At 73.1% G+C, this 23911-nt stretch carries 24 protein-coding genes and 1 other RNA gene; 8 read left to right on the top strand and 17 right to left on the bottom strand.

Translation table 11 applies throughout. The features are described 5' to 3' along the window. Positions 1 to 2 precede the first annotated feature (2 nt). The 8 genes from ilvN to btuC form a co-directional block, all read right to left on the bottom strand. Positions 3 to 722 carry an acetolactate synthase small subunit gene (gene ilvN, locus NO900_RS07105; protein ID WP_256408524.1) on the bottom strand — a complete coding sequence of 240 codons (720 nt, stop codon included), beginning with the start codon at positions 720 to 722 and terminating at the stop codon, positions 3 to 5. Further along, a complete protein-coding gene (gene ilvB / locus NO900_RS07100; protein ID WP_256408523.1) occupies positions 719 to 2533 on the bottom strand; it encodes a biosynthetic-type acetolactate synthase large subunit in 1815 nt (604 codons plus the stop codon). The genes ilvN and ilvB overlap by 4 nt, the downstream gene beginning before the upstream one ends. Positions 2534 to 2924: 391 nt before the next feature. Then, positions 2925 to 4106: a LeuA family protein gene (locus NO900_RS07095; RefSeq protein ID WP_425492666.1), complete on the bottom strand. Its 1182-nt coding sequence runs from the start codon at positions 4104 to 4106 to the stop codon at positions 2925 to 2927. 317 nt (positions 4107 to 4423) lie between these two features. Further along, positions 4424 to 5203: an ABC transporter ATP-binding protein gene (locus tag NO900_RS07090; protein WP_256408903.1), complete on the bottom strand. Its 780-nt coding sequence runs from the start codon at positions 5201 to 5203 to the stop codon at positions 4424 to 4426. A gap of 55 nt (positions 5204 to 5258) precedes the next feature. Beyond that, the gene (locus NO900_RS07085) at positions 5259 to 6065 is read right to left on the bottom strand and encodes an ABC transporter permease (RefSeq protein WP_256408522.1); all 807 of its coding nucleotides are present in this window, start codon (positions 6063 to 6065) and stop codon (positions 5259 to 5261) included. A gap of 1 nt (position 6066) precedes the next feature. After that, positions 6067 to 7062, bottom strand: a complete 996-nt coding sequence (locus NO900_RS07080; RefSeq protein WP_256408521.1) for a substrate-binding domain-containing protein — start codon at positions 7060 to 7062, stop codon at positions 6067 to 6069. 222 nt (positions 7063 to 7284) lie between these two features. Next, a complete protein-coding gene (locus NO900_RS07075) occupies positions 7285 to 8592 on the bottom strand; it encodes an ATP-binding cassette domain-containing protein (protein ID WP_256408520.1) in 1308 nt (435 codons plus the stop codon). Then, positions 8589 to 9731 (bottom strand): vitamin B12 ABC transporter permease BtuC, encoded by a 1143-nt coding sequence (gene btuC / locus NO900_RS07070; RefSeq protein WP_256408518.1) that lies wholly within the window; start codon positions 9729 to 9731, stop codon positions 8589 to 8591. The genes NO900_RS07075 and btuC overlap by 4 nt, the downstream gene beginning before the upstream one ends. A 62-nt stretch (positions 9732 to 9793) precedes the next feature. On the opposite strand from btuC, the gene NO900_RS07065 reads away from it, so the two are divergent. Next, the gene (locus NO900_RS07065; RefSeq protein ID WP_256408516.1) at positions 9794 to 10966 is read left to right on the top strand and encodes a PGF-CTERM-anchored ABC transporter substrate-binding protein; all 1173 of its coding nucleotides are present in this window, start codon (positions 9794 to 9796) and stop codon (positions 10964 to 10966) included. A 22-nt stretch (positions 10967 to 10988) separates the two neighbouring features. Here the strand turns inward: NO900_RS07065 and NO900_RS07060 are convergent, their stop codons facing one another. The 3 genes from NO900_RS07060 to NO900_RS07050 form a co-directional block, all read right to left on the bottom strand. Beyond that, positions 10989 to 11723: an MBL fold metallo-hydrolase gene (locus NO900_RS07060; RefSeq protein WP_256408515.1), complete on the bottom strand. Its 735-nt coding sequence runs from the start codon at positions 11721 to 11723 to the stop codon at positions 10989 to 10991. A gap of 35 nt (positions 11724 to 11758) precedes the next feature. Then, the gene (locus tag NO900_RS07055; protein ID WP_256408514.1) at positions 11759 to 12649 is read right to left on the bottom strand and encodes a hypothetical protein; all 891 of its coding nucleotides are present in this window, start codon (positions 12647 to 12649) and stop codon (positions 11759 to 11761) included. An 81-nt stretch (positions 12650 to 12730) separates the two neighbouring features. Then, the gene (locus NO900_RS07050; RefSeq protein ID WP_256408513.1) at positions 12731 to 14647 is read right to left on the bottom strand and encodes an ATP-dependent DNA ligase; all 1917 of its coding nucleotides are present in this window, start codon (positions 14645 to 14647) and stop codon (positions 12731 to 12733) included. A 155-nt stretch (positions 14648 to 14802) separates the two neighbouring features. Between NO900_RS07050 and NO900_RS07045 the strand changes: the two genes are divergently transcribed. Next, positions 14803 to 16371, top strand: a complete 1569-nt coding sequence (locus NO900_RS07045) for a glutamate-cysteine ligase family protein (RefSeq protein ID WP_256408512.1) — start codon at positions 14803 to 14805, stop codon at positions 16369 to 16371. A 400-nt stretch (positions 16372 to 16771) separates the two neighbouring features. Here the strand turns inward: NO900_RS07045 and ffs are convergent. Both ffs and NO900_RS07035 read right to left on the bottom strand, forming a co-directional pair. Further along, positions 16772 to 17083: signal recognition particle sRNA (gene ffs, locus NO900_RS07040), an RNA gene on the bottom strand. 49 nt (positions 17084 to 17132) lie between these two features. After that, positions 17133 to 17546: a DUF7548 family protein gene (locus tag NO900_RS07035; RefSeq protein WP_256408511.1), complete on the bottom strand. Its 414-nt coding sequence runs from the start codon at positions 17544 to 17546 to the stop codon at positions 17133 to 17135. Positions 17547 to 17716: 170 nt separating this feature from the next. On the opposite strand from NO900_RS07035, the gene NO900_RS07030 reads away from it, so the two are divergent. Then, entirely contained in the window at positions 17717 to 18175 is a 459-nt protein-coding gene (locus tag NO900_RS07030) for a DUF7992 family protein (RefSeq protein WP_256408510.1), read from the top strand. A gap of 24 nt (positions 18176 to 18199) precedes the next feature. Here the strand turns inward: NO900_RS07030 and NO900_RS07025 are convergent, their stop codons facing one another. Together NO900_RS07025 and NO900_RS07020 are read right to left on the bottom strand one after the other, a co-directional pair. After that, positions 18200 to 19225, bottom strand: a complete 1026-nt coding sequence (locus NO900_RS07025) for an aldo/keto reductase (RefSeq protein ID WP_256408509.1) — start codon at positions 19223 to 19225, stop codon at positions 18200 to 18202. Positions 19226 to 19320: 95 nt separating this feature from the next. Next, entirely contained in the window at positions 19321 to 19599 is a 279-nt protein-coding gene (locus tag NO900_RS07020; RefSeq protein WP_256408508.1) for a ribonuclease P protein component 4, read from the bottom strand. A gap of 151 nt (positions 19600 to 19750) precedes the next feature. On the opposite strand from NO900_RS07020, the gene NO900_RS07015 reads away from it, so the two are divergent. From NO900_RS07015 to NO900_RS06995, 5 genes are all read left to right on the top strand, one after another. Then, positions 19751 to 19945, top strand: coding sequence for a methytransferase partner Trm112 (locus tag NO900_RS07015; RefSeq protein ID WP_256408507.1), 195 nt, complete (start codon positions 19751 to 19753; stop codon positions 19943 to 19945). A 48-nt stretch (positions 19946 to 19993) separates the two neighbouring features. Next, the gene (locus tag NO900_RS07010; RefSeq protein ID WP_256408506.1) at positions 19994 to 20575 is read left to right on the top strand and encodes a DUF7524 family protein; all 582 of its coding nucleotides are present in this window, start codon (positions 19994 to 19996) and stop codon (positions 20573 to 20575) included. An 86-nt stretch (positions 20576 to 20661) separates the two neighbouring features. Then, on the top strand, positions 20662 to 20850 hold the full coding sequence (locus NO900_RS07005; protein ID WP_256408505.1) for a DUF1918 domain-containing protein: 189 nt from the start codon (positions 20662 to 20664) through the stop codon (positions 20848 to 20850). 22 nt (positions 20851 to 20872) lie between these two features. Then, positions 20873 to 21319: an RNA-binding protein gene (locus NO900_RS07000; RefSeq protein ID WP_256408504.1), complete on the top strand. Its 447-nt coding sequence runs from the start codon at positions 20873 to 20875 to the stop codon at positions 21317 to 21319. Positions 21320 to 21395: 76 nt separating this feature from the next. Next, positions 21396 to 22847, top strand: a complete 1452-nt coding sequence (locus NO900_RS06995; protein ID WP_256408503.1) for an FAD-dependent oxidoreductase — start codon at positions 21396 to 21398, stop codon at positions 22845 to 22847. A 9-nt stretch (positions 22848 to 22856) separates the two neighbouring features. Here NO900_RS06995 and NO900_RS06990 read toward each other — a convergent pair whose 3' ends face one another. Together NO900_RS06990 and NO900_RS06985 are read right to left on the bottom strand one after the other, a co-directional pair. Then, positions 22857 to 23408, bottom strand: coding sequence for a hypothetical protein (locus NO900_RS06990; protein WP_256408502.1), 552 nt, complete (start codon positions 23406 to 23408; stop codon positions 22857 to 22859). Continuing rightward, on the bottom strand, positions 23405 to 23899 hold the full coding sequence (locus NO900_RS06985; protein ID WP_256408501.1) for a phosphopantetheine adenylyltransferase: 495 nt from the start codon (positions 23897 to 23899) through the stop codon (positions 23405 to 23407). Before NO900_RS06985 ends, NO900_RS06990 begins: the two co-directional genes overlap by 4 nt. Between the last annotated feature and the right edge of the window lie 12 nt (positions 23900 to 23911).

Raw genomic sequence — 23911 nt, 5'->3', positions numbered from 1 at the left:
TGTCAGTCGTCGTGGGTGGTCGGTTCGCCGGCCGTTCCGGGTTTCTCTCCGGGCGCCGTCGGCGTGTCGCCGCGCGCGAGCGCCGTCTGGCCCGTCCGGGCGATCTCGATGATCCCGAACTGGCCGAACGCGTCGAGCGCGTCGTCGATCCGCGCCTCGTCGCCGGTGAGCTGGACGGTGATCGTCCGCGGCCCGGCGTCGAGCGTCCGGCCGTCGTACATCTCGGCCACGGCGTGGACCGCCGCGGGGTCGTCGGCCTCGACCTTCAGCAGGACGAGTTCGGCGGTCACCGCATTCCCGGACACCTCGCCGACCGAGATCACCGGCTTCAGCTTCGCCATCTGCTTCTCGATCTGGTCGATACCGGGGTCCGTCTCCTCGACGACCATCGTGATCCGCGAGTGGCCCTCCACGGTCGTCGGCCCGACGGTGAGGCTCTCGATGTTGAACTGGCGGCGCGAGACGAGCCCGGAGACGCGCGCGAGCACGCCCGGTTCGTCCTCCACGAGCGCCGAGATGACGGCGCGCCGCGGCTCGTGTTCCGCCTCGACGACGGGGTCGATCCGGATCCCTTCGAGGTTCCGGCGGCCCTCCGGGTGGTCCCGCTCCTCGGGGCCGGGCTGCTCGCCCGGCGCGGGCCGCGAGTCGGGCTCCGGCACGCCGGAGTCCGAGGCGGAGCCGCCGTCGGTCGCCGGTCGGGAGTCGGGCGCGTCGCCGCTCATAGCTGGTCCTCCGCGGCCGCGAACTTCCCGTTCGCGCCGCCGCTCGGCACCATCGGCAGGACGTTCTCCTCGGGGTCGACGTGGAAGTCGACGACCGCGGGCCCGTCGTAGTCGAGCGCCTCCTCGACCGCGGGCGCGACCTCGTCGTAGTCGTCGACGCGGAGGCCGAGGGCGCCGAACGCCTCCGCGAGCTTGTCGAACTCGGGCATCCACGTGTAGTCGGAGGCCATGTGGCGCCCCTCGTAGAAGGCGTCCTGCCACTGGCGCACCATGCCGATGTACTCGTTGTTGAGCACGGCGATCGTGACGTCGAGGTCCTCGCGGACCGCCACGGAGAGCTCCTGCATCGTCATCAAAAAGGAGCCGTCGCCGTCGAAACAGACCACGTCGCGGTCCGCCTCGCCCATGTTGTTCGCGGCGACGCGCGCGCCGACCGCGGCCGGGACGCCGTACCCCATCGTCCCCAGCCCGTGCGAGGAGACCCACGTCCGGGGCTCCGTGTACGTCCAGAACTGGGAGGCCCACATCTGGTGTTGCCCGACGCCCGTCGTCACGATGGTGTCGTCGTCGGTCGCCTCGTCGAACGCCTCGACGACGAACTGCGGCTTCAGCGGCTCGTCCTCGGGCGTCGCGTACGTGAGCGGGTACGTCTCCTTCCAGTCGGCGCAGCGCTCGCGCCACGCCTCGGCGTCGGGCGCCTCGCGGACCGCCGCGGTGAGCTGGTCGAGGACCCGTCCCGCGTCCCCGATCAGGGGGTGGTCGGCGTGGACGTTCTTGCTGATCTCGGCCGGGTCGATGTCGACGTGGACGACCTCGGCCTCCGGCGCGAACGTGTCGATCCCGCCCGTGAGCCGGTCGTCGAACCGGGTTCCGACCGCGATCAGGCAGTCGGTGTGGGTGATCGCCATGTTCGCGTAGCCGGTGCCGTGCATCCCGGCCCACGAGAGGCTGAGCTCGTCGTCCTCGGGGAACGAGCCGATCCCCGGCATCGTTGTCGTCACGGGGATCCCGTACGTCCGCGCGAACGTCCGCGCGGCGTCGCTCGCTTCGGCCTTGATCACGCCGCCGCCGAACAGGCAGAGCGGGCGATCGGCCGCCTCGATGGTCCGGGCGGCCGCCTCGACCGCGTCGGCGTCGGCGCTCGGGTCGGGGTCGGTCCCGGCCGGCGGCGCCGCCGGCCCCGGCGTCTCGTCGGTCTCGTCCTGCGTGACGTCCTTCGGGAGGTCGACGAGCGTCGGCCCCGGGCGGCCCGCCCGCGACAGCTCGAACGCCTCGCCGACCGTGTCGCCGACGGTGTCCGCGCCGCTCGCGAAGTAGTTGTGCTTCGTGATCGGGCGGGTGACCCCGATGGTGTCGGTCTCCTGGAACGCGTCGTTGCCGACGAACTCGGTCGGCACTTGGCCGGTCAGCGCGAGCATCGAGTCCGAGTCCATGTCGGCGTCGGCGATCCCGGTGACGAGGTTCGTCGCGCCGGGGCCCGAGGTCGCCAGGCAGAGCCCCGGCTCCCCGGAGACGACGCCGTACGCGTCGGCCGCGTGGGCGGCGCCCTGCTCGTGGGCCATCGTGACGTGGTCGATCGACGAACTGTACAGCGCGTCGTAGACGGGCATGATCGCGCCGCCCTGAACGCCGAAAGCGGTCTCCGCGCCGGCCGCTTCGAGGGCGGCGACGACCGACTCCGCGCCGGTCGAGACCGCCCCCCTGGCGGCGGCGTCGTCGGGCTCGGCGTCGGGCGTCTCGTCGGCTCCCGCCGGCGGCTCCTCGGAGCCCTCGGGGTCGTCCTCTCGTGGGTGTGCTGCTGTGTCGCTCATTGTCGTGGTGGTGTTCGGTGGTGGGTCTCTCGCGCGTGGGATTTCGGTCCGAACGCCGGGCGCGCGGGCGGACGGCGGTTCGCCCGCGGGCGTTCGTCGGTGCGTCGAGTCGGTGAGGAAAGGGTGTTGTAGGGGATCAGACCCCTACGATGATCGGCGCGACGGCTCCGGCGACGTCGGCTGTCGTCGGGGTCGCGGCGTGCCGTCGCATCTCGCCCTGACCAACGGAGCCGAGGTATAAATCCCTGTCGGGGCGCCGCCCCGGCCGGTCGGCTCGCGACCTCGAACCGGTCCGCGGCTCCGGTCCGCGCCGCCGCGGGCGGACTCGCGGGAGCCCCCGCCGACGCGCCCGGCGGTCGCTCGGCGGGCTCCCCGGTCGGGGGGGCGGCCATCAGACCCGGACCTCCTCCTCGCGGTCGACGCCCGCCTCCTCGGCGAAGCGCTCGACGTCCCCGGCGGTCACCTGCCGCTTGCCGGCGCCGTACTCCTTGACGCGCTTGGTGATGCGCCGGACCTCGCCGTCGGTCGGGTCGAAACCGGCCTCCACGAGGTGCTTGCGCACGCTGTGGGTCCCGGTGTGTTTCCCGAGCACGAACTCGCGCTCGGCGCCCACCATCTCCGGGGTCATCACGCCGGTCTCGAACGTGTCGGCGTTCTCGATGACGCCGGCGGCGTGGATGCCCGACTCGTGCGCGAACGCGTTCCGCCCGGTGACGGGCTTGTTCGCGGGCACGGGGATGTCCGAGGCCTCCTCGACGATCCGGGCCAGCTTGGTGATCTGGGTCGTGTCGATCCCGGTGTCGACGCCGTACACCGACTCGACGGCCATCACGACCTCCTCGTAGGCGGCGTTGCCGGCGCGCTCGCCGATCCCGTTGACCGACACCTGCGCCTGCTCCGCGCCGTTCTCGAAGCCGGTGACGGCGTTGGCCGCGGCCATCCCGAAGTCGTCGTGGGTGTGCACGTCGACGCGGGCGTCGGTCGCCTCGACGACGGCCTTCACCGTCTTCCCGAAGCTCGTCGGCATCGCCACGCCGCACGTGTCCGGGATGTTGATCCAGTCCGTGCCGGCGTCCGAGACCGCCTCGACGATCTCCGTCAGGTAGTCGGGGTCGGTCCGGGTGGCGTCCATCGGCGAGAACATGCACTCGACGCCGGCGTCTTTCACCTGCTCGACGGCGTCGATCGCGCGCTCCTTCGCCTCCGCGCGGGTCGCGTGCATCGAGTCCTCCAGCTGCACGTCGCTGGTGGAGACGAACACGTGGACCATCTCGACGCCGGAGTCGATGGCGGCGTCGATGTCGCCCTCGACGACCCGCGCCAGCCCGCAGACGGTGGTGTCCGTCGCGGCGGCGATGTCGCTCACGGCCTCGAACTCCGCGTCCGAGTTGACCGGGAACCCCGCCTCGATGACGTGGGTGTTCATGTCGTCCAGCGTCGCCGCTATGCGGCGTTTCTCGTCGTAGCTGAACGAAGTACGTGGTGACTGTTCTCCGTCTCGTAACGTCGTGTCGAAGATCCGTACAGGACCGATTTCGATGTTAGAAGCTATCGTGCCCTGGAAGAACTCGATCCGCCGGGGTGTCCGACGAAGCCTCCGTGATGTCTGTCATCGACTGACGACAGGACGGTCGAGAACTTAACGCTTGTGCCGCTCGCAAGAACGGCGCTCCGCCGACGGCGACGCGCGGATCGGCGCCGTCGAGAAACCGCCCGACGCAAGCGACGTACCGGTTCCGTACCCTCCTTATCCCCTGACGGTACACGATCGGAGATGCGGTTTCGGAACCCGGGTCATACGCTCGATCGACGTTCGTTTCGTTTCGGCCGCGTCCGGGCGCACCGTCGCGAAGCCTCGGTCCGGACGGACGGCGTCGCGTTTCGCCCGGCTCAGAGCCCGAGCGCGTCGGTGATCTCGCGGCGCGCCGCCAGCAGCGCCTCGTCGGTCCGGTCGCGGGGGCGGTCGGCGTCGACGTCGACCACCGTCTCGACCGTCCCGGGCCGCCCGCCGAGGACGACGACGCGGTCCGCGAGGTACGCGGCCTCCTCGACGTCGTGCGTCACCAGCGCGACCGTCGTCCCCCGGTCCGCCCACACGTCGAGCAGGTGGTCCTGCTGCTCGTGTTTCGTCAGCCGGTCGAGCGCGGAGAACGGCTCGTCGAGGAGCAGCACCGCCGGGTCGTAGGCGAGCCCGCGCGCCAGCGAGACGCGCTGGGCCATCCCGCCGGAGAGCTCGTCCGGGCGGCTCTCCTCGAAGCCGTCGAGCCCGACCGTCTCGATCAGGTCGTCGACGCGGTCGCGTGCGGCGGGGTCGTCGCGGTCGACGTCGGCCGGGAGCCCGATCGCGACGTTCTCCCGCACGTCGCCCCACGCGAGCAGCCGCGGCTCCTGGAACACCATCCCGACGTCGTCGCTGCCGCCCTCGCGCACGTCGGTCCCGTCGACCGTCGCGTCGCCCTCGAACCGCCCCTCCAGCCCGGAGAGCACGCGCAGCAGCGTCGACTTCCCGCAGCCGGACGGGCCGACCACCGCGACGAACTCCCCGTCGCCGACCGCGAGGTCGACGCCGTCGAGCGCGACCGTCTCGCCGTAGCGCACGGTGAGGCCGCGGACGGCGAGGGTCGGGTCCGCCGTCGAGTCGGGGCCTCGTCCCGTCTCGGCCGCGTCCACGGTCGCCGCGGCGTCACCGCCGTCCGTGTCGACGTCCTCGTCCGCGAGCACGCCCTTACCGAACGACGACACGGTCTTTCACCTCCTTGACCGCCAGGTCCGAGAGGTTCCCGAAGAACGCGAACAGCAGGATCGAGCCGACGATGACGTCAGGGCGCGCGAGCACGCGGCCGTCGCTCAGCAGGAACCCGATCCCCTCGCTGGCCGCGATCAGCTCCGCGGCCACGACGAACATCCACGCCAGCCCGACGCCGCCGCGGATCCCGACGAGCAGGCTCGGCACCGCCGCGGGGAACACCACCCGCCGGAGCGACTCGACCCGACCGAGGTCGTACACCTCGGCGACCTCCAGCAGGTCCTCGCTCACGTTCCCGATCCCCGCCGAGAGGTTGAGGTAGACGGGGAAAAAGGCGCCGACGGCGATCAGCAGCACCTTCGCGCCCTCGCCGATCCCGAACCACAGCAGGAACAGGGGCACCCACGCCAGCGAGGGGATGTTCTTCAGGCTCTGGAGCAGGGGGTCGAGCAGGTCGTCGGCGAGGCCGTACAACCCGGTGAGCGTGCCGAGGGCGATTCCGACGCCCGTCCCGAGGAGGGCGCCGAGGAACACGCGCCGGACCGTGATCGCGACGTGTCCCCAGAGCTCGCCGGAGGCGCCGAGCCCGTAGAGGGTCTCGACCACCCGCAGCGGCGTCGGGAGCTGGTGGGCGGCGAAGACGCCCGTCGCGACCAGCAGGTGCCAGGCGACGACGATCGCCGCGGGCACGACGAAGCCGAGCAGCCACCGGAACCGGTCGGCGTCGGGGAGGACGCCGGCGGCGGTCTCGATCCCCGTGCGCTCCGCCTCGCGCGTCGTCGCCATCTCACTCGCCCCCGTTCCCGGCGTCGCCGACGACTTCGGCCGCGAACTCCGGGTCGAGCAGGTCGTCGACGCTCCCCGCGGGGTCGGCGTCGTCGGTGACGAGCCCCTCGCGCTCCAGGATCGGCGCGAGGTCGGAGAGCAGTTCGCCGTGGGACTCCCCGGGAAGCGGCTCGGAGAGGTCGGTGCGGCGCGTGAACACGCGCTCGGCCACCGCCTGCGACATCTCCGACTCGCTCGCGAGGATCCCCGCGGTCTCGGTCGGGTTGTCGATCGCCCACTCGCGGCCGCGCTCGTAGGTTTCGAGCACCCGTCGGGCGTCCTCGGGATGGTCCGCGAGGAAGCCGTCGAGGAAGTTGAGGAAGCCGTAGGTGTTGTACGCGGGCTCGCGGAAGAACAGCTCCGCGCCGTCGTGCTCCAGCTCCAGCTCGGCCATGTGGGGGTCGAGCCCGGCCCACGCGTCCACGTCGCCCCCCACCAGCGCCGACTGCCCCTCGGGGTGTTGGAGGTGGACGACCTCGACGTCCTCCTCGCTCAGCCCGGCGTCGTCGAGCGCCTGCAACAGGAAGAAGTACGGGTCGGTGCCGCGCGTCGCGGCGACGCGCTTCCCCTCCAGGTCGGCGACCGACTCGACGCCCGTCTCCGCGAACGTGACGAGCGCGGTCCACTCCGGCTCCGAGTAGACGTACGGCGTCGTGATCGGGACGCCATTCGACCGCGCCATCAGCGCCGCGATCCCGGCCGTGGAGGCGACCTCAGCCTGTCCGCTCTGCGAGTACTCGTTGGCCTGGTTGCTGCCGAGGCTCAGCACCCACTCGACGTCGACGTCCGTCTCCGCGAACGCCGCCGACAGCCACCCCTTCTCGCGCAACACGAGGCTGACCGGGTTGTAGTAGGCGTAGTCGACCGTCACAGTCCGTCCGTCGCTCCCGGCGCAGCCGGCGAGCAGCGAGCCGCCGATCGCCGCGCCGGTGCCGCGCAGGAACCGTCTTCGTTCCATCGTACCACCTCGTACCGGACCCACTGATAAGGACGTATGCCTATGGAGAATACTTATCTGCAGCTATGATGCTTGATGATAATTAATTACGGAGCGTGCGAGACGACCACAGGGATCGATCCGCCGCCTCGGAGACGCAGACGACGGTTCGCGCGAGGCGCTCGCCTCGCGGCCCGTGAGCCCTCCGAAACCGGCCGTGTCCGATACCGGAACCGATTGCCGTCACGCGTCACGCGAGCGTCCCGCGTCGCCGTCGGGGTCGCGGACCGCGTCGAGCAGGGCGCCCGCGTCGCCGTCGGCGTCGACCTCGACGAGCCGGTCGGCCGCCGCGAGGACCGCCGCGTTCGGGTCGGCCCGGTCGCTCTCGGTCGGGGGAACGCCGCCGGTCGCGACGCCGTCGTTCGCGCCGCCGCCGACGGCGACCGTCGCGTCGGCCTCGCGCGCGAGCGCCACTGCCGCCTCGCGGGCCTCCGCGTCGACGGGCTCGAACGCGGGCGCGGTGACGAGCGCGGCGTCGGCGTCGCGGGCGGTCTCGGCGGCCGCGTCGCCCTCGGGGACCACCCCGACCGAGAGCTCGTGGCCCGCGGCCGCGAGGCGGGCGACGACCCTCGAGGCCGCCCGCCCCCGACCGACGACGTGGAGGCGTCGCCGGTCGGCGTCGTCGGCGTCCGCGTCGCCCTCGCCCGTCCCCTCGACCGCGTCGAAGGCGGTGACCGCGGGCGTCCCTGTCGCGGGGTTCCGCCCGACGAACGCCTCGGCGTCGAACGCGGCCCGGAGCGCGTCCGCGGTCAGCACCTCGTCGGGCGGGCCGGCCGCGTGGACCCCGCCGTTCGCGAGGACGACGATCCGGTCGCAGTACCGGGCCGCCATGTCCAGGTCGTGGATCGCCGCCAGCGCGCCCCGCCCGTCGTCGACGAGGTCGCGGACGAGTTCGAGGGTGCGCACCGCGTGGTTCGCGTCGAGGCTCGCGGTCGGCTCGTCCAACAGGAGCGCCGGCGTCCCCTGCGCCAGCGCCCGCGCGAGCAGGACGCGCTGGCGCTCCCCGCCCGAGACCTCGGTGATCGAGCGGTCGGCGAAGCGCGCGACGCCCGCGGCGTCCATCGCCTTCGCGACCGCCCGGTCGTCGTCGGCGCCGTGGCCGTCGAACCGGCCGAGGTGCGGCGTCCGCCCCATCTCGACCACGTGGCGCACCCGGAAGTCGAACGCGAGGCTCGTCTCTTGCGGAACGCTGGCGACGCGGCGGCCGGCCTCGCGCGGGGAGAGGTCGCCGGCGCGGTCCCCGTCGATCCGAACCCTCCCCGAGTCGGGCGCCAGGGTCCCCTTGATCGCCCGGAGCACGGTCGTCTTCCCCGCGCCGTTCGGCCCGACGAGCCCGACCAGCTCGCCGCGCTCGACCCGGAGGTCGACGCCGGCGACGACCGGCACGTCGCCGAACGAGACCGTCAGACCGGCGACCTCGACGAGGGGCTCGTCGCCGCCGATCCCCTCACCACCGCTCCCGTCGCCCTCCGCGGTCGGTCCCGCGCTCACAGCTCGTGCACCTCCCGGTTCATCAGCAGGTAGACGAAGAAGGGCGCGCCGACCGCGGCGGTGACGATGCCGACCGGCAGCTCCGTGCTCCCGGCGCGGGCGACCGTGTCGGCGGCGACGAGGAACGACCCGCCCGCGAGCGTCGCGGTCGGTAACAGGACCCGGTGGTCGGGCCCCACGACCAGCCGGAGGATGTGCGGGACGATCAGCCCGACGAAGCCGATGACGCCCGCGAAGGCGACGCCCGCGGCCGTGATCAGCGCGGAGGCGGCGAGGAGGATCCGCTTGGTGCGCTCGACCGCGATCCCGAGCCCGCGCGCCTCCTCCTCGCCGAGCAGGAGGACGTTGAGGTCTCGCGCGTACGCGAGCAGGAGGAGGAACAGCGGCGGCACCACGACCGCGGTCGCCGCGACCTCGCTCCACGAGGCGCCCGAGAGGTGTCCCATCAGCCACGCGACGACCCGTCGGAGCGACTCGCCGGCCTGCAGCTGGAGGTACGAGATGACCGCGCCGAGGAACGTCTGGACCGCGACGCCCGCGAGCAGCAGGGTCGCCACCGGCGTCCGGCCGTGTCGCGTGGCGATCGCGTAGACGCCGAAGGCGGCCGCGAGCGCGCCGGCGAACGCGGAGAGGCTGACGCCCGCGCCGTGCGAGAGCCCCAGGTCGACCGCGCCGACCAGGGGGAGCGTCACGGTCGCCGACAGCGCCGCGGGGAAGACGATGAAGGCGACGGCGCCGACCGCCGCGCCGGAGGAGACGCCGATGATCGAGGGGTCCGCCATCGGGTTCCGGAAGAACCCCTGCATCACCGTGCCGGCCGACGCGAGCGCGGCGCCGACCAGCGCGGCCATCAGGATCCGGGGGAGCCGGACGCCGACGACGATCTGCGCGTGGACGCCGTCGACCGGATACGCGAACGGCGAGGCGTACGCGAGACCGATCTCCGGCAGCATCAGCGCTCCCGCCCCGGCCGGGCTCGTCTCGATCCCGGTCGGCACCGACACCGCGTTCAACACCGCCTTCGCGACCGCCGCGGGCGGTATCCGGACGGGACCGATCGCGGCGCTCGCCACGATCGCGGCGACGAGCGCGACCGCTAACCCCGCCGACCAGACGGACGCCCGCGTCCACGCGTTCATTCGTTCTGCAAGAGGAGTTGTAGTAGGTAAGTACTTATTGGACGGGGCGCGTCGTGGACCCAATGCGAACCGGACACGTCATCGCGGCGGCCCTGCTCGTGACGACCGCCCTCGTCGGCGGCGTCGCGGGCCCGGCCGCGGGCGCACAGCCGGCGACGGCGCCGTCGCCGACGACCGAGACCACGACCGACGGGCCGGTCGTTCACCAGGCGGGCGAGACGTGCGGGTTCCCGCTGGAGGTCACGGACGCGACGGGGACGACGGTGACGCTCGACGCGGCGCCGGAGCGGATCACGACGACGAACCCGTCGGCCGCCCAGACGCTCTGGGAGCTCGGCGAGCGGGACCGCGTCGTCGGCGTCACCCAGTACGCCGCCTACCTCGACGGGGCGAGCGAGCGGGAGAACGTCTCCGCCGAGGGGCTCGGCGTGAGCGTCGAGCGCGTCGTGGCCACCGAGCCCGACCTCGTGCTCGCCCCGAACGCGTCGGCGGGACAGGTCGAGGCGCTCCGCGACCAGGGGCTCACGGTGTACCACTTCCCCGAGGCGACCTCCATCGAGGCCATCGCGGAGAAGACCGGGACCGTCGGCCGCCTCGTCGGCAACTGCGAGGCCGCCGCCGACGTGAACGCGGAGATGAACGCGGCCGTCGCGGCCGCGGAGAACCGGACCGCCGGCCTCGACCGCCCGGACGCGCTGTACCCGCTCGGCGGCGGATTCGTGGCCGCGAACAACACGTTCATCAATTCGATCATGGAGGCCGGCGGCGTGGACAACGTCGCGGCCGCGGAGGGCGACGGCTATCCGCAGCTCTCCGACGAGGTCATCCTCCGGACCGACCCCGAGCTGATCCTCGTCACTACCCCCGACGCGGCGATCTTGGAGGAGGAGCCGTACGCCAGCACCACCGCCGGCGCGGAGGGCAACTACGTCGTGATGGAGGTGAACTACCTCAACCAGCCGGCGCCGCGCAGCGTGATCGAGTCGACGACGACGCTCTCGACCGCGGTCGAGGAGCTCCAGACGGAGGACGGTGCGACTGACGGGAGCGACGGAGAGGACGGAAGCGACGGCGAGACCGACGGCAGCGACGGCGGCACGGCCGACGACGGCACGGACGACGGGGCGACCGAGGACGGCGGCGACGCGACCACCGGTGACGAGGCGCCCGGATTCGGCGTCGTCGCCGCGCTGGTCGCCGCGGTCGCGGCGGCGCTGATCGCGCGGCGGCCGTGAGGCGGTTCCCGGGCGTCGACCCCTACTGATTCGCCGAGGGGGCGTCCAGCGCGACGGGGATCGACCGGGCGGCCACGTCGCCCGCGAACGCCTCGCCGTCGGCCTCCAACTGCGCGAAGGTGTCGTAGTGGATCGGAACGACCAGGTCCGGGTCCATCGCCTCGGCCAGCTCGGCGCTCGCGCGCCGGTCGGAGACGATGCCGCCCCCGCCGATGTTCGCGAGGAAGATCGAGACGTCGAGCTCCGCGAACGCGTCGAGCGCGTCCGAGTCGCCCGGCCAGAAGACGGTGCGGTCGCCGAGGCCGAGCAGGAACCCGCAGCCGAACCCGGGCGGGTGCGTCACCGAGCCGTCCGGGCCGGCGTTCGGCCCCTCGGGGTCGTTGTGGGCCGCGACGGACCACACGGTCGCCTCGCCGGCGGGGGTGTCGACGTCGACGCGCGCCTCGTCGTCGACGCGGACCACGTCGTACTCGTCTGCGAGCGAGCCGATCGGCTCCACGTCGCGGTCGATCCCCGCGGGGTCGACCGCCTCGTATATCACGAGCGTCGCGTCGTCGCTCGCGACCGACCGGATCCCGTCGGGGTCGTAGTGGTGGTCGTGGGTGACGACGACGAGGTCGCCGTCGCGCGCCCAGTAGTCGTCGAGCACGCCGTATCGCCCGGGATCGGTGTAGGCGACCGGGCCGTCCTCGGGCGCGAGCCGCGCCGTCGCGTAGCCGAGCCACTCGACCGCGAAGCCGTCGTAGCGGACCGTCATGGCTCACGCTCCGGGCGCGGGCGCCTTGAGGGTGGCTATGCGGGATCGACGCCGCCGGGCGTCTCGCCCCCGTCGTCGACGCGGATCAGGTCCCACGCGTCGTCGAGGTCGGGTTCGCCATCGAGGGCGTCGCCGCTCCCGGCGGTCTCGCCCCGCTCGGGCGCGAACGCCGGGCCGAGCACGTGTTCGGGGACGATCGGCATCGGGATCGGGACGTAGCCCGCGGCGCGCATCGGCGCGAAGCCGCTCGCGCTCTCGACGACCGCGCCGTCGGCGCCGCGACGCACCCGGAACCGCTTGTCGTCGGGGTGGCGGCTGTACGCGTACGGGAACGCCTCTGCCGGCGGCTCCCGGAGGCTCTCGACGCCCGCGAGGACCGCGACGACGCGCCCGTCGACCTCGCAGACCAGCCGCGGGACGGCGGGGCGACCCGCCTCGTCGACCGCGGCGGCGTCGACCTCCGGACCCGCCGGGACCGGGCCGACCGGCGTGTCGGTCTCGCGCCACGCGAACGTCGGCTCGCCGAGCCCCTCGAAGCGGACGCAGGCGTACCCGCCGCCCGCGACGGGGATCCGGTCCGGACCCGCGTGGAACGTCCGTCGGCCGTCTCGCTCGTCGGCGAGCAGCGGGGGGTCGGCGAGCAGCGACCGCACCCGCTCGGCCGTCGCGTCGTCGGCGACGACGAAGCAGGCGCGGCGGTCGCGGTCGAGCGCGTGTGCGAGCCGCGAGGCGACCACCGTCGGCGTCGCGTCGTCCGCCGTGAGCGGCTCGACCGCGACGGGCGCCTCGTCGTCCCGGCGGGTCGCCACCGCCGGCGGCTCGGCCCGCGTCTCCGGGTGCGCGACCGCGTACCCGTCGTCCGCGAGCCGCGCCGCGGCCGCGTCCGTCAGCCGCCGTCGCGTCGCGTCCCCGAGGGGGCCTGGCATGGACGGGAGTACGGGCCCGAGGCCCAAGGAGTTTCGCGTGGACCCAGCCGCGCTCGGTCCGGCGGCGTGTGGCTCGGCCGATCACGCCGAGTCGCCCGCGAGCCGCGCGACTCGCTCCAGCGAGTCGGCGTCCGCGACCGACTTGTCCTCCCGGACGCCGACGAACCGGGGGAACCGCAGCGCGTACCCCGACGAGTACGTCGGCGACGCCTGGATCTCCTCGTAGCCGACCTCCAAGACGACCGCGGGCCGGATCGAGAGCTCGGTCCCGTCCTCGCTCACGACGTGGGGCTCCAGCCGCTCGGTGAGGTCGGCGAGCGCCTCGTCGGTGAGCCCGGTCGCGACCTTGCCGATCGTCGCGAACTCGCCGTCCGTCTCGCCTCCTCCGCCGTCCGTCTCGCCCCCGCCGCCGTCTCCTCCCGCCCGCACCCCGAGCAGGAACGTCCCGAACAGGTCCGCGCGGCGCCCCTCGCCCCACTCGGCGCCGACGACGACCGCGTCGAGCGTCTCCACGTCCGGCTTGCGCTTCAGCCACTCCTGCCCGCGGTCGCCCGGGGTGTAGGGCGCGTCGGGGTCCTTCAGCATCACCCCCTCGTGGCCCGCGTCGAGCGCGGCCGCCTCCGCGGCCTCGATCGACTCCACGTCGCTCGCGAGGTCGAGGGTCGCGGCCGCGTCCGGGACCGCGTCGACGAGGCGCTCGTGGCGGACGCGGAGCGGCTCGTCGAGGAGGTCGTCGCCGTCGGCGTGGAGGCAGTCGAAGGCGTGGAGCCGGAGCGACACCTCCTCGCGCATCCGGTCGACGTCGTGTTTCCGACGGAAGCGCCGTAACACCTCTTGGAACGGAAGGGGGTCGCCGCCGTCGTCGACCGCGACGACCTCGCCGTCGAGGATGACCGGGCCGTCGACGCGGGCCGCGACGCGCTCGGCGATCTCCGGGAGCGCGTCGGTCACGTCGTCCATGTTCCGGGAGTAGAGCCGCGGGCCGAGCCCGTCGCCCTCGGGGGCGCCGCCACCCTCGCTCTCGGCGGTCTCCCCGTCCTGGCTCTCGGCGGCCTCCCCGTCCCCGCTCCCGGGCACGTTTCCGTCCTCGCCTCCCGGTGCGTAGTGGACCTGCACGCGCGCCCCGTCGAACTTCGTCTCGACGGCGACCTCGCCGAACGACTCGACCGCGTCCGTCGCGGTGCCCGCCTGCGCGAGCATCGCCTGCACGGGGCGCCCGACGACGAGGCCCTCCGCCCGGAGGCCCGCGAGCCCGTCGTCACGCGCGAGGACCGCGACCCGGCCGTAGTCGTTCGTCACTTGGAGCGCGCGCTCGACGGCCGCGACCGCCTCGTCGCCGGCGTACAGCGTCGGCTCCGCGTCGTCGCTCTCGGGGGACTCGAACTCCGAGTCGGTCAGGAACGCCTCGGCGACCGCGTCCCGGACGGTCCCCTCGCCGACGCCGATCCGCATCTCGCCGAGCACGAGGCGTGCGAGGAACTTCGCCTCGGCGGGCTCGCAGCGGTTGAAGAGGCCGAACAACGCGTCGAGCTTGCGGGACTCGCTGCCGTCGCCCGACGCGGCCGCCAGCTCCCGCAGCGCCGCGTCCAGTTCGGCGACGGTGAGCGCGTCACGGCCGTCGCCGAAGGCGGCGAGCCCGCGCTGCCCGCCGAGGTCGACGTCGGCGGCGACCGCGCCGATGTCGCCCGCCGACGCGAGCCGGTCCTCGACGTCGGCGGCGGTCACGTTCGGGCCCGCGGCGCGGGCGATCGCCTCCCGACACAGGGTCGGCCCGACATCGAGCGTCCGCGCGTCGTGCGCCGGGAAGACGCGCCCGAGCAGGAGGCGGGTGACCGTCGCGAGGTCGTCGTCGGCTCCGCCGCCGGCGTCCTCACTCCCGCCCGCCCCGTCCTCGCCGCCGGTCTCGGCCAGCAGGTCGGCGACCGCGAGCGTCGTCCCGATGTCGCTCGGCTCGGCCGCGATCCGCTCCGCCCGGGCGGCGAACGTGGCGAACTCCATGGGCGAGGTCGGAAACCGGCGGGCAAAAGCGCCCCGGTCCCCCGCGCCGGCCTCCGCGTCGACCGCCCGGCGTCGCGTCCGCCGATCGTGGCGAGGATCCCCACGCCGCCGATCGGCCGTAGCCCTTTTTATCAGCCGGGCACGTCGACCGTCGCATGAGCACGGAGTCCGCCCTCGCAGACGGCGTCCGCGAGGCGCTCGCCGTCGACCCCGACGAGTTCGCCGCGCGCGCCGAGGAGGAGGCGGAGATCGTCAAACAGGAGCTCCGAGACGGGGCCTTCGACAACCACCAGTCGATCGTCGGCTTCGAGTACGAGTTCTACGCGGTCGCCGACGGGCGGTGGAGCGAGGAGTCGCGGGCGGGCGAGTACGCCCTGATGCGCGTTCCGCGCCGCCTACTGGAGCTGATGGGGTTCGAGAAGGAGCTCGGGCTCCACAACGCCGAGATGTCGACGAGCCCGCAGCCGCTCTCCGACCACGGGCTCCGGGCGCAGCTCGCGGAGGTGCGCGCGCGGCTGGAGGCGGCCGAGAACACCGCGGGCGTCGAGGGGATGCGGCTCGTCTCCGACGGGCTCTGGACCATCCCGCCGACCGGCGAGACGGCCCACGGGTACCTCACGGACAGCGTCGACGTCGACGGCGTCACCGTCGCGGTCAACATGAGCGACGCGGTCCGGTACCACGCGATGGCGAACGCGAGCGACGGCGACGAGCGCGCGACGACCCTGGAGGCGCCGGGGGTGTCGCTCGCGGCGGACACCGTGATGCCGGAGAGTCTCATCACTTCGATCCAGCCGCACTACCAGGTCGCGCACGCCGAGACGCTCCCGCGTCACTTCCGGTACGCGCTGCGGGTCGCGGGGCCCCTCCTGGCGCTCGGCGTCAACTCCCCCTTCTTCCCGCCGGACCTGTACGACGACGGCTGGGACGGGGAGCGCGTCCTCGACGAGGGCGCCGCGGAGAACCGGATCCACGTGTTCGAGTCGGTGCTCAACCAGCGGACCGACGAGGACAAGGTCCGGTTCCCGCGCGACGTGCACGACGTCGAGACCGCGATCGACCGGATCGCCGGCGACGAGACGCTCATCCCGATGCCGGAGCCCGAGGGGACCGACCGGTTCGACGACGCGTTCGCGACGTTCCGGACGAAACACGCCAGCTACTGGCGGTGGGTCCGCCCCGTCTTCGAGGGGGCGAGCCGGTCGAGCGCGAACGCCCGGATCGAGTTCCGCCCGATCGCGGCCCAGCCCACCGTCCGCGACTCGATCGCCTTCCAGGCGGCGTTCGCCGGGCTGATGGAGTCGCTCCCGCAGCGCGAACACCCCGTGGCCGGCCTCGACTGGGAGACCGCCCGCGACAACTTCTACGCCGCCGTCGCCGACGGGCTCGACGCCGACATCGAGTGGGTCCGCGGCGACGGCGACTGCACGGTCGACACCGACGCCGTGTACGAGGACCTCCTCGACCACGCCGAGGCCGGGCTCCGCACCGCCGGCTGCCCGGAGGAGGAGGCGGCCTCGTGGCTCGCGCCGCTGCGGTGGCGCGTCGCGAACCGGACGACTCCCGCGAGCTGGAAGCGCGAGCGGGTCCGCGCCCGCCTCGACGCCGGCGACGACTTCGAGACCGCGGTCCACGACACCCAGCGCGAGTACATCGACCGCCAGTCCGAGACGCTCGTCGAGGGCGGCTTCTCCGCGTGGAAGGACAGCGGCGAGACGGGGTAGCGCTTATAAAAGCCGACAGCCGAGACCACACCAACCGGTCCGGCGCGCCCCGGTGAGCGGCCCGGAGGGCCGCGAACCGACGGTGCGAGGGACGCGGTGAGCGATGCGGGCGACCATAGGGAGCCCCGAGCGAACCGCGAGGCTGGGGAGGTGTGAGGTGCGGTTCGGTGCTGTGCGGGGTGGGGCTCAAAGGGGCAGTCGCGAGGACGAAGCCCGGCGCAGTAAGCACCGCAGCGAAGGAGCGAAAGCGACTGAGCGAGGAGCGCAACAAGCCGCGCGAGTCGTCGCGACTGGGGCTTTGGAAGTTTTCACCGGCGATCCGCTGTCAAACATTTATAAACAATCGTCTGTATTGCCGTTCGAGTATCGCTCACGCTCACCGGAATAAAACGCGTATGAATGGCGGACTGGCGGGGTGGCCCGGCGTTCCGGTGCGGGGTATCCCGGTTGCCTTCTCCACCCCGCGACCCGACGAGCGACGGGCGTTCGGCGATGGGCTGCTCGCTTCCGCGCCTGACCCGGTGTCGCCGACGAACCGCGACGGACCGCTCCTGCGAGCGGGCGCCGCGGACCGCTGTCCCCGGCGGACGAGGCTTCCACGTTGGCTCTCGGGGCCCGCGCCGGTCTGACCGGACGCGCCCGCTGTTCGGTCCCCGCTGAAGACTACCTCACGGGTGACGAGCGGGGCCTAACCGCCCGACCTAGTCCGTCCGGCGATACTCGGGTGCGGCATAAGGGCCTTTCGTTCGGCGGCTCCCGAGCTACGCCAGCAGCGCCCGGGCGTACGCCGCGGCGGAGAGCGGTACGGGGACGGACAGCGCGACGACGACGCGCGCGTGCCACACCAGCCAGAGGTTGTCGCGGAACATCGGGCTCGGCTCGATCGCCAGCGCCCACGTCGCCGCGCTCAGCGTCGTTGCGGCCCCGAGCACGACCGCGACGCCGGCGAGCGTCCCGGGGTCGAGGTTCCCCCGTTCGACCGAGGCGACGACGACCGCGCTCAGCAGCGCGAACAGCGCGATCCCGGCGGCGCCGACGGCCCCGGACGCGTAGTAGTCGGCGAGCTGCGTCGCGTACTCCGGCCCCGTGATGACCGCGTACGGGGCGCCGAGCGCGACGACGGTGGCGACGGCGGCTGCGATCCCGACCCGGCGCGAGGCGTCGCGGAGGTCCATACGCGCCGGTCGGTCCGGGACCGCGGTAAAAGGACCGGATCGCCGGCGACCGCGGCGACCGCGGCGGCCCTTCCGAACCGCCCCTCCCCGCGCCGTCGACCCTCGCACCGCCCCCTCCCCGCGCCGCCGACCCCCGTACCGTTTTGCGTCGCCGGTGCGGAGGGGGAGCCATGAGTCTCGACGTCGACCCGCCGGAGCCGCCAGAGCTCGCCGCCGTGGACCCGAACGAGTACGAGGACGCGGAGGTCGCCGGCGGCGAGTACCGCCGCGACGACATCGAGGCCCTCCTGCGCGAGGGGGCGTGGGAGGACGCCTTCGCGGAGTGGGCCGCCGGCAGCGACATGGACGAGTCGGACTGGCGGATCGCCGTCGACCTCAGGCTCGTCTCCCGGTTCGACTTCTTCTGGGACGACTTCGCCGATCGCGTCGGCTACCACGCCCCCGGGCTGCCGGAGGACTGGAAGGAGCGCGACCTCCACCCCGACCTCGACTCGTGGGGCACCGTCTCCGCGATCAACGCGGGGCTCACGGAGCTCGGCCAGATCGTCTGCGAGACGCTCAAGGAGGAGTACATCGACTGGGAGGCCGACTTCGAGGCCCCGGACGACCTCCCCGACTTCGACGAGTAGGGCCGGCCTCCTCGGTCCGTCCGTTCAATGCCCCCAGAGCGTCCCGTCCGGGGCGTACCGCGCGTCCATGATCCGGTCCCACTGCGCGTCCGAGAGGTCGAGGTCGGTCGCGGCGACGTTCTCGGCGAGCTGGTCGGTCGTCCGCGCGCCGACGATGGGGACGCAGGTGAACTCGTCCCACTCCGTCAGCCACGCGAGCGCGACCTGCGCGGGCGTCGCGTCGAGCTCGTCGGCGACCTCGCGCACCGCGTCGAGCACCTTCCAGCCGCGCTCGGAGAGGTAGAACCGCTCGAACCGGTCGTCGAAGCTCGCGCGCGAGCCGTCCGGCGCGATCACCTGCTCGGGATCGTCCGGGTCGGCGCGCTCGTACTTCCCGGTGAGGAACCCGCCCGCGAGCGGGGAGTACGGACAGACCGCGATCTCCTGGTCGATACAGACGTCGAGGTACTCCTTCACGTCCTCGTAGTAGCCGGCGTGATGGAGCGGCTGGACCACGTCGAACCGGGCGTAGTCGTTGACGTCGGCGGTCCACAGCGCCTTCGTCAGCTGCCACGCCGCCATCGTCGACGCGCCGAGGTAGTGGACCGTCCCCTCCGAGACCAGCTCGTCGAGGACGCGCATCGTCTCCTCGATCGGCGTCTCCTCGTCCCAGCGGTGGATGTAGTAGACGTCGAGGTAGTCGGTGTCGAGCCGGTCGAGCGTCCCCTCGACCTGCGCCCGGACGTGCTTGCGCCCGAGCCCGGAGTCGTTCGGGCCGGGCTCGCCGCGCCCGTCGAACGGGAAGTACACCTTCGAGGCGATCACGTAGTCCTCGCGGTCGCGCTCCGCGAGCCACTCGCCGACGTACTCCTCGCTCGTCCCGTTCGGGTTCCCGTAGACGTTGGCGGTGTCGATGAAGTTGATCCCGTGGTCCTCGGCCGCGTCGAGCAGCTCGTGGGCCTCCTCGCGCCCCGTCTCGACGACGCCGTTGGTCTCGCGCCCGAAGCGCCACGTCCCGAAGCAGAGCTCCGAGACGCTCAGTCCGGTGTTCCCGAGCCGTCGGTAGTCCATACCTCCACCACCCGTCGGCGGTTTATAAAGCGTTGCGACAGCGGCGGTTCGGCGGGTGGCGGTCGACCTCGCCGGATGACGAGTCCCCGCCGCACTCACTCGAACGGGTACCGCGCCGTCGACCCGCACTCGCGGCAGCGCACGACGACGCGGCCGGGCCGGAGCCGGACGCGGCCCGTCTTCCCGGGCCGGAGGTACACGTCGCAGTCGTCGCAGGTCCGCCGGGAGAAGTCGGCCGGGAGGCCGCAGCGGTTCCGCTCCGCGATCCGGCGCGCGAGCGCGACGTACTCCCGGGAGCGGTCGTACTCGCCGTCGACGACCGCCTCGCGGGCGAGCGTCAACAGGCGCTCGATCCGTTCCGACGGGATCCCCATGTCTCGCCGGGCGTGACGGACCGGCAAAGTCGTTGCCATCGGCGGTCGAGACGATCGGTTTCTCGGCGGTCGAGACGATCGGTCTCTCGGCGGTCGATCCGAGCGCGGCCGACCCGCACGCTTTTTTATCGGTCCACGCGAACGACGTGGTATGAAGGAGTCCCTGATGGACGTCGTCTGCTGCCCGCTCGACAAGGCCGACCTCGAACTCGACGTCGAGGACCGGGACGAGGAGGAGGTCCTCGCCGGGACGCTCACCTGCACCGAGTGCGGGGAGGCGTACCCCATCGAGGACGGGATCCCGAACCTGCTCCCGCCGGACATGCGGGAAGAGGCGGCGGCGTAGCTCGAATCGTACTGCATCTTTTTTTAGTGTGAGTTCGTCGACCCGCATGTGCAGACACTCTCCGTCGAACTGAACGGGGACACCGTCCACTCGATCCGGGCGCCGGACCGGTTCGAGGCGACCGGTCCCTTCTCGATCGCCCTCGAGAACCGCGGCCGGTCGACCCACGTCCACCTCCACTTCGACGACGAGCTCGACCGGGCCCTCTCGATCGGCGAGGCCAACCACTACGTCGACGACGAGTCGACCAGACGGGTCCACGTCGCCGCCGCCGAGATCGAGGAGCCGATCGCCGGGAAGCTGAAGGTCGTCACCGGGTACGGCTCGAACACCCGGTACGTGGACGTCAGGCTCGACCCCCCGCGGGAGACCGGGCCCGACGAGGTCACCGTCGACGAGACGTTCACGAAACCCCCGGAGCGCACCCCCGACCCCCCGCCGCGGCAGCGCGCCGCGAACGCGATCGCCGGCCTCGTGGAACGCGGGGGCGTGCCCGGGGCGGTCCTCGGTCTCCTCGCGGTCGCCGCCGGCGTCGCGCTCGCGCTCGCCGTCGACAGCGTGATCGTCTCCGTCGCGGTCGGCGTCGTCCTGACGGTGTCGCTGGCGGCCGTGTTGCTCGCGGTCGCGTGACCGCCGTCGGCCCCTCGCCCCGCCGCGCGACCGTCCCGCCGCTCCGGATCCGCGCGCTTTTAACCGTCCCACCGGAACGGAACGCCATGAGCTTCGAGAAAGAAGACGAGGTCGTGCTCCACGACAAACACAGCGAGTACGACGGCGAGACGGGCACGGTCACGCAGGTGATGGAGACGATGTTCGGCGACGCGACGTACACGGTCAGCTTCGAGGACGGCCAGGAGACGGGCGTCCCCGAGGACGCGCTCGACGCCGTCGAGAGCGAGGAGTAACCGACCCCCTTTTCCGACCCGCATGGCCAAAGTCCCCTTCCACTACGTCGACCTCCGGGCGTTCGCGTACGCCACCGAGGACGAGAAGCGGGTCGAGGACGCCCTCCGCCGGTTCCTCCCCGAGGACGCAGAGCTCGACCGCGTCGAGAACGTCGGTCACCACGGCGACCGGATCGCCGTGCTCTCCGCGCGGATCGAGAACGCCGACGGGATGCGCCACGTGCTCGACGCGCTGGCCGACCTCGACGACGTCGACCGCGTGATCGACGAGCTCGACCAGCGCGTCGACGACAACTGCGCGCTGTTCCTCCGCGTCGACAAGCAGGCCGCGTTCCGCGGCGAGGTCCGGCTCGGCCCCGGGATCACCGTCCGCGCGAAGGTGGAGGCGTACCCGGCGAAGAAGGCGGCCGCCGTCGAGAACGCCCGCGAGACGCTGTCGCGGCTGGTCGACGGCAAAGGCGACGAGTGACAGGCGGGCCCCGGGCCGGGCGTCCGGCCCGCACCCCCGGCGTGGCTTTTTGTGCGGTCCCGCCGTCGTCGCGCCCATGAGCGACCCCTTCGTCGTGGTCGGCGCCGACGCGGCCGGGCTGAGCGCGGCCAGCAAGTTCCGTCGCGAGGCGCCCGACCGCGAGGTCGTCGTCTTCGAGAAAGGCCGGTGGATCTCGTACGCCTTCTGCGGGATGCCGTACTTCGTCGAGGGCCGCGTCGAGCGGATGTCGGACCTCCTCTCGCTGTCGCCCAGCGAGGTCGACGAGCGGGGGATCGACCTCCGGCGCGGCCACGAGGTGGTCACGGTGGATCCCGAGGCGAAGACCGTCGCCGTCGAGACCGCCGATGGCGACTCGTTCGAGCAGCCGTACGACGACCTCCTCGTCGCGACCGGGGCGCGCGCGACGACCGGCCCCTTCGACGCGCGCGGGGTCGACGGCGCGTTCACCCTCCACGACATGGACGCCGCCGCCGCGATCGACGCGTACGTCGCCGAGCCGGACGCCTACGACCCCGCCCGCGCCGACGTGAGCGCGGTCGACCGCGAGCGCGTCGAGCGCAACGCCGCGATGCCGGCCCCCGAGACGGCCGCGATCGTCGGCGGCGGCTACGTCGGCGTCGAAATGGCCGAGGCGCTCGCCGGTCGCGGACTCGACGTGCACGTCTTCCACCGCTCCGGGCACCTCCTCTCTGACTTCGGCGAGGCCGTCGGCGAGCGCGTCGCAGAGGAGCTGGGGGCGAAGGGCGTCACGGTCCACACGAACGCCCCCGTCGAGGCGCTCGTCGGCGACGACCGGATCGAGGCCGTGACGTTCGGCGGGGATGCCGACGGCGAGGGCGCCGAGACGCTCCCCGTCGACCTCGCGGTCGTCGGCGTCGGGATCCGCCCGAACACGGAGCTGCTCGACGGGACCGGCGTCGAGCTCGGCGAGGGCGGCGCGATACTGACCGACGGGCACGGCCGGACGAGCCTGTCCGACGTGTACGCCGCCGGCGACTGCGCGACCGCCTTCCACGCCGTCACCGGCGAGCCGGCGTGGATGCCCCTCGGGCTCACCGCGAACCGGGCCGGGCGGGCGATCGGCGCCACCGTCGCGGGCGACCCCACGCCCGTCGGCGACATCGCGGGCACCGCGGTCGTGAAGGCCTTCGACATGGAGGCCGGCCGCGTCGGCCTCGTCGGGGACGACGCCGCCCGCGACGCCGGCTTCGATCCCGTCCGCGAGACCGTCACCGCCGGCTCTCGGTCGGGCTACTACCCGGGCGCGGCCGAGACCGACGTGACGCTCGTCGCCGACCGCGACTCCGGCCGCCTGATCGGCGGGAGCATCGTCGGGCCCGACCGCGCCGCGATCCGGATCGACACGCTCGCGACCGCGCTGGAGGCGGACATGACCGTGCCGGAGGTCGAGCGGCTGGACCTCGCGTACGCGCCGCCGTTCTCGCCGGTGTGGGACCCGGTCCTCGTCGCGGCGAAGGTGCTCAACGGGACGCTTGGGGAAGCGTAGGGGAAGGGGTCAGTCGATCGCGTCGGCGTCGCCGCCGGCGGTCGCCCCGCCGTCGGTCTCCGCTCCCGCCTCGCGATCGCCGCCGACGCCGGCGACGACCCGCCCGACCGCGTAGCCCGCGAGGCCGACCGCGACCGCGGCCGCGAGGGCGACGCCCAGCGGTTCGGCGACCGCGACCGCGAACGGGAGGGGGTCGGCGAGGGGGACCGCGTACGGCGCCGGCCCGACCGTTCGCAGGAGGACCGCCGCGAGCGGGCCGTACGCCAGCAGGACCGCGGGGAGCGCGCCCGCGCCGACCGCGGCGTACGCGACCGTCCCGACGGCGGTCAGCGCCGCGAGGACCGCGGCGACCGGTGCCACGACGCCGGCGCCCGACGTCACCGGGACGGCGGCGCCCGAGGCGGAGACGACCCCGACGAGTCCGCCGGCGAGCGCGACCGCGTCGAAGGCGGCGTACGAGACGGCGAAGCCGACCGCGCTCCAGACGGCCGCGCGCTCGAACCCGGTCTCCCCGAGCGCGACGCGGGCGAAGGTCCCGGGGCCGTCGTCGTCGGCCGTCATTCCGGGCGGGTCGCGCCGCGCCCCTCGCGGTCGGGCGTGAGGTTCCCGTGCTCGTCGATCTCGCCGGCGACGATCCGCGTCGAGGAGATGCGCTCGCCGTCCTCGGCCGGGACGTGGTCGACGACGACCAGTTCGAGGGGGTCGTGGCCGCGCTCGCGGCGGATCTCGTTGATCCGCTCGCCGCCCGCCCTCGTCTCGGGCGAGACGATCAGCGCGTCGAACTGCGGCTCGACGGCGATCCCGGTCGGCTCGGTGAGCTCGCGGACCGCGAACTCGCGGTCGTGCGCCTCGGCCCGGGGCTCCAGCTCGGCCTCCAGGTCGCGCTTGCGGCGGTCGTACGGGCGGACGTAGCGCTCGACGTGGCGGGTCTCCGGCGCGAGCTCGTCGGACGTGAGCCCGACGGTGACGTCCCCCAGCTCGAACGCCCGTTCGAACAGCTTCCGGTGGCCGTCGTGAACGGGATCGAACGTACCACCGAGCGCGACGTTCATGCCCGTCGGTTG

The sequence above is a fragment of the Halorubrum rutilum genome, from assembly GCF_024494565.1.
The sequence above is the reverse complement of the archived record's forward strand: the minus strand, read 5'-3'. Positions and strand labels throughout refer to the sequence as shown.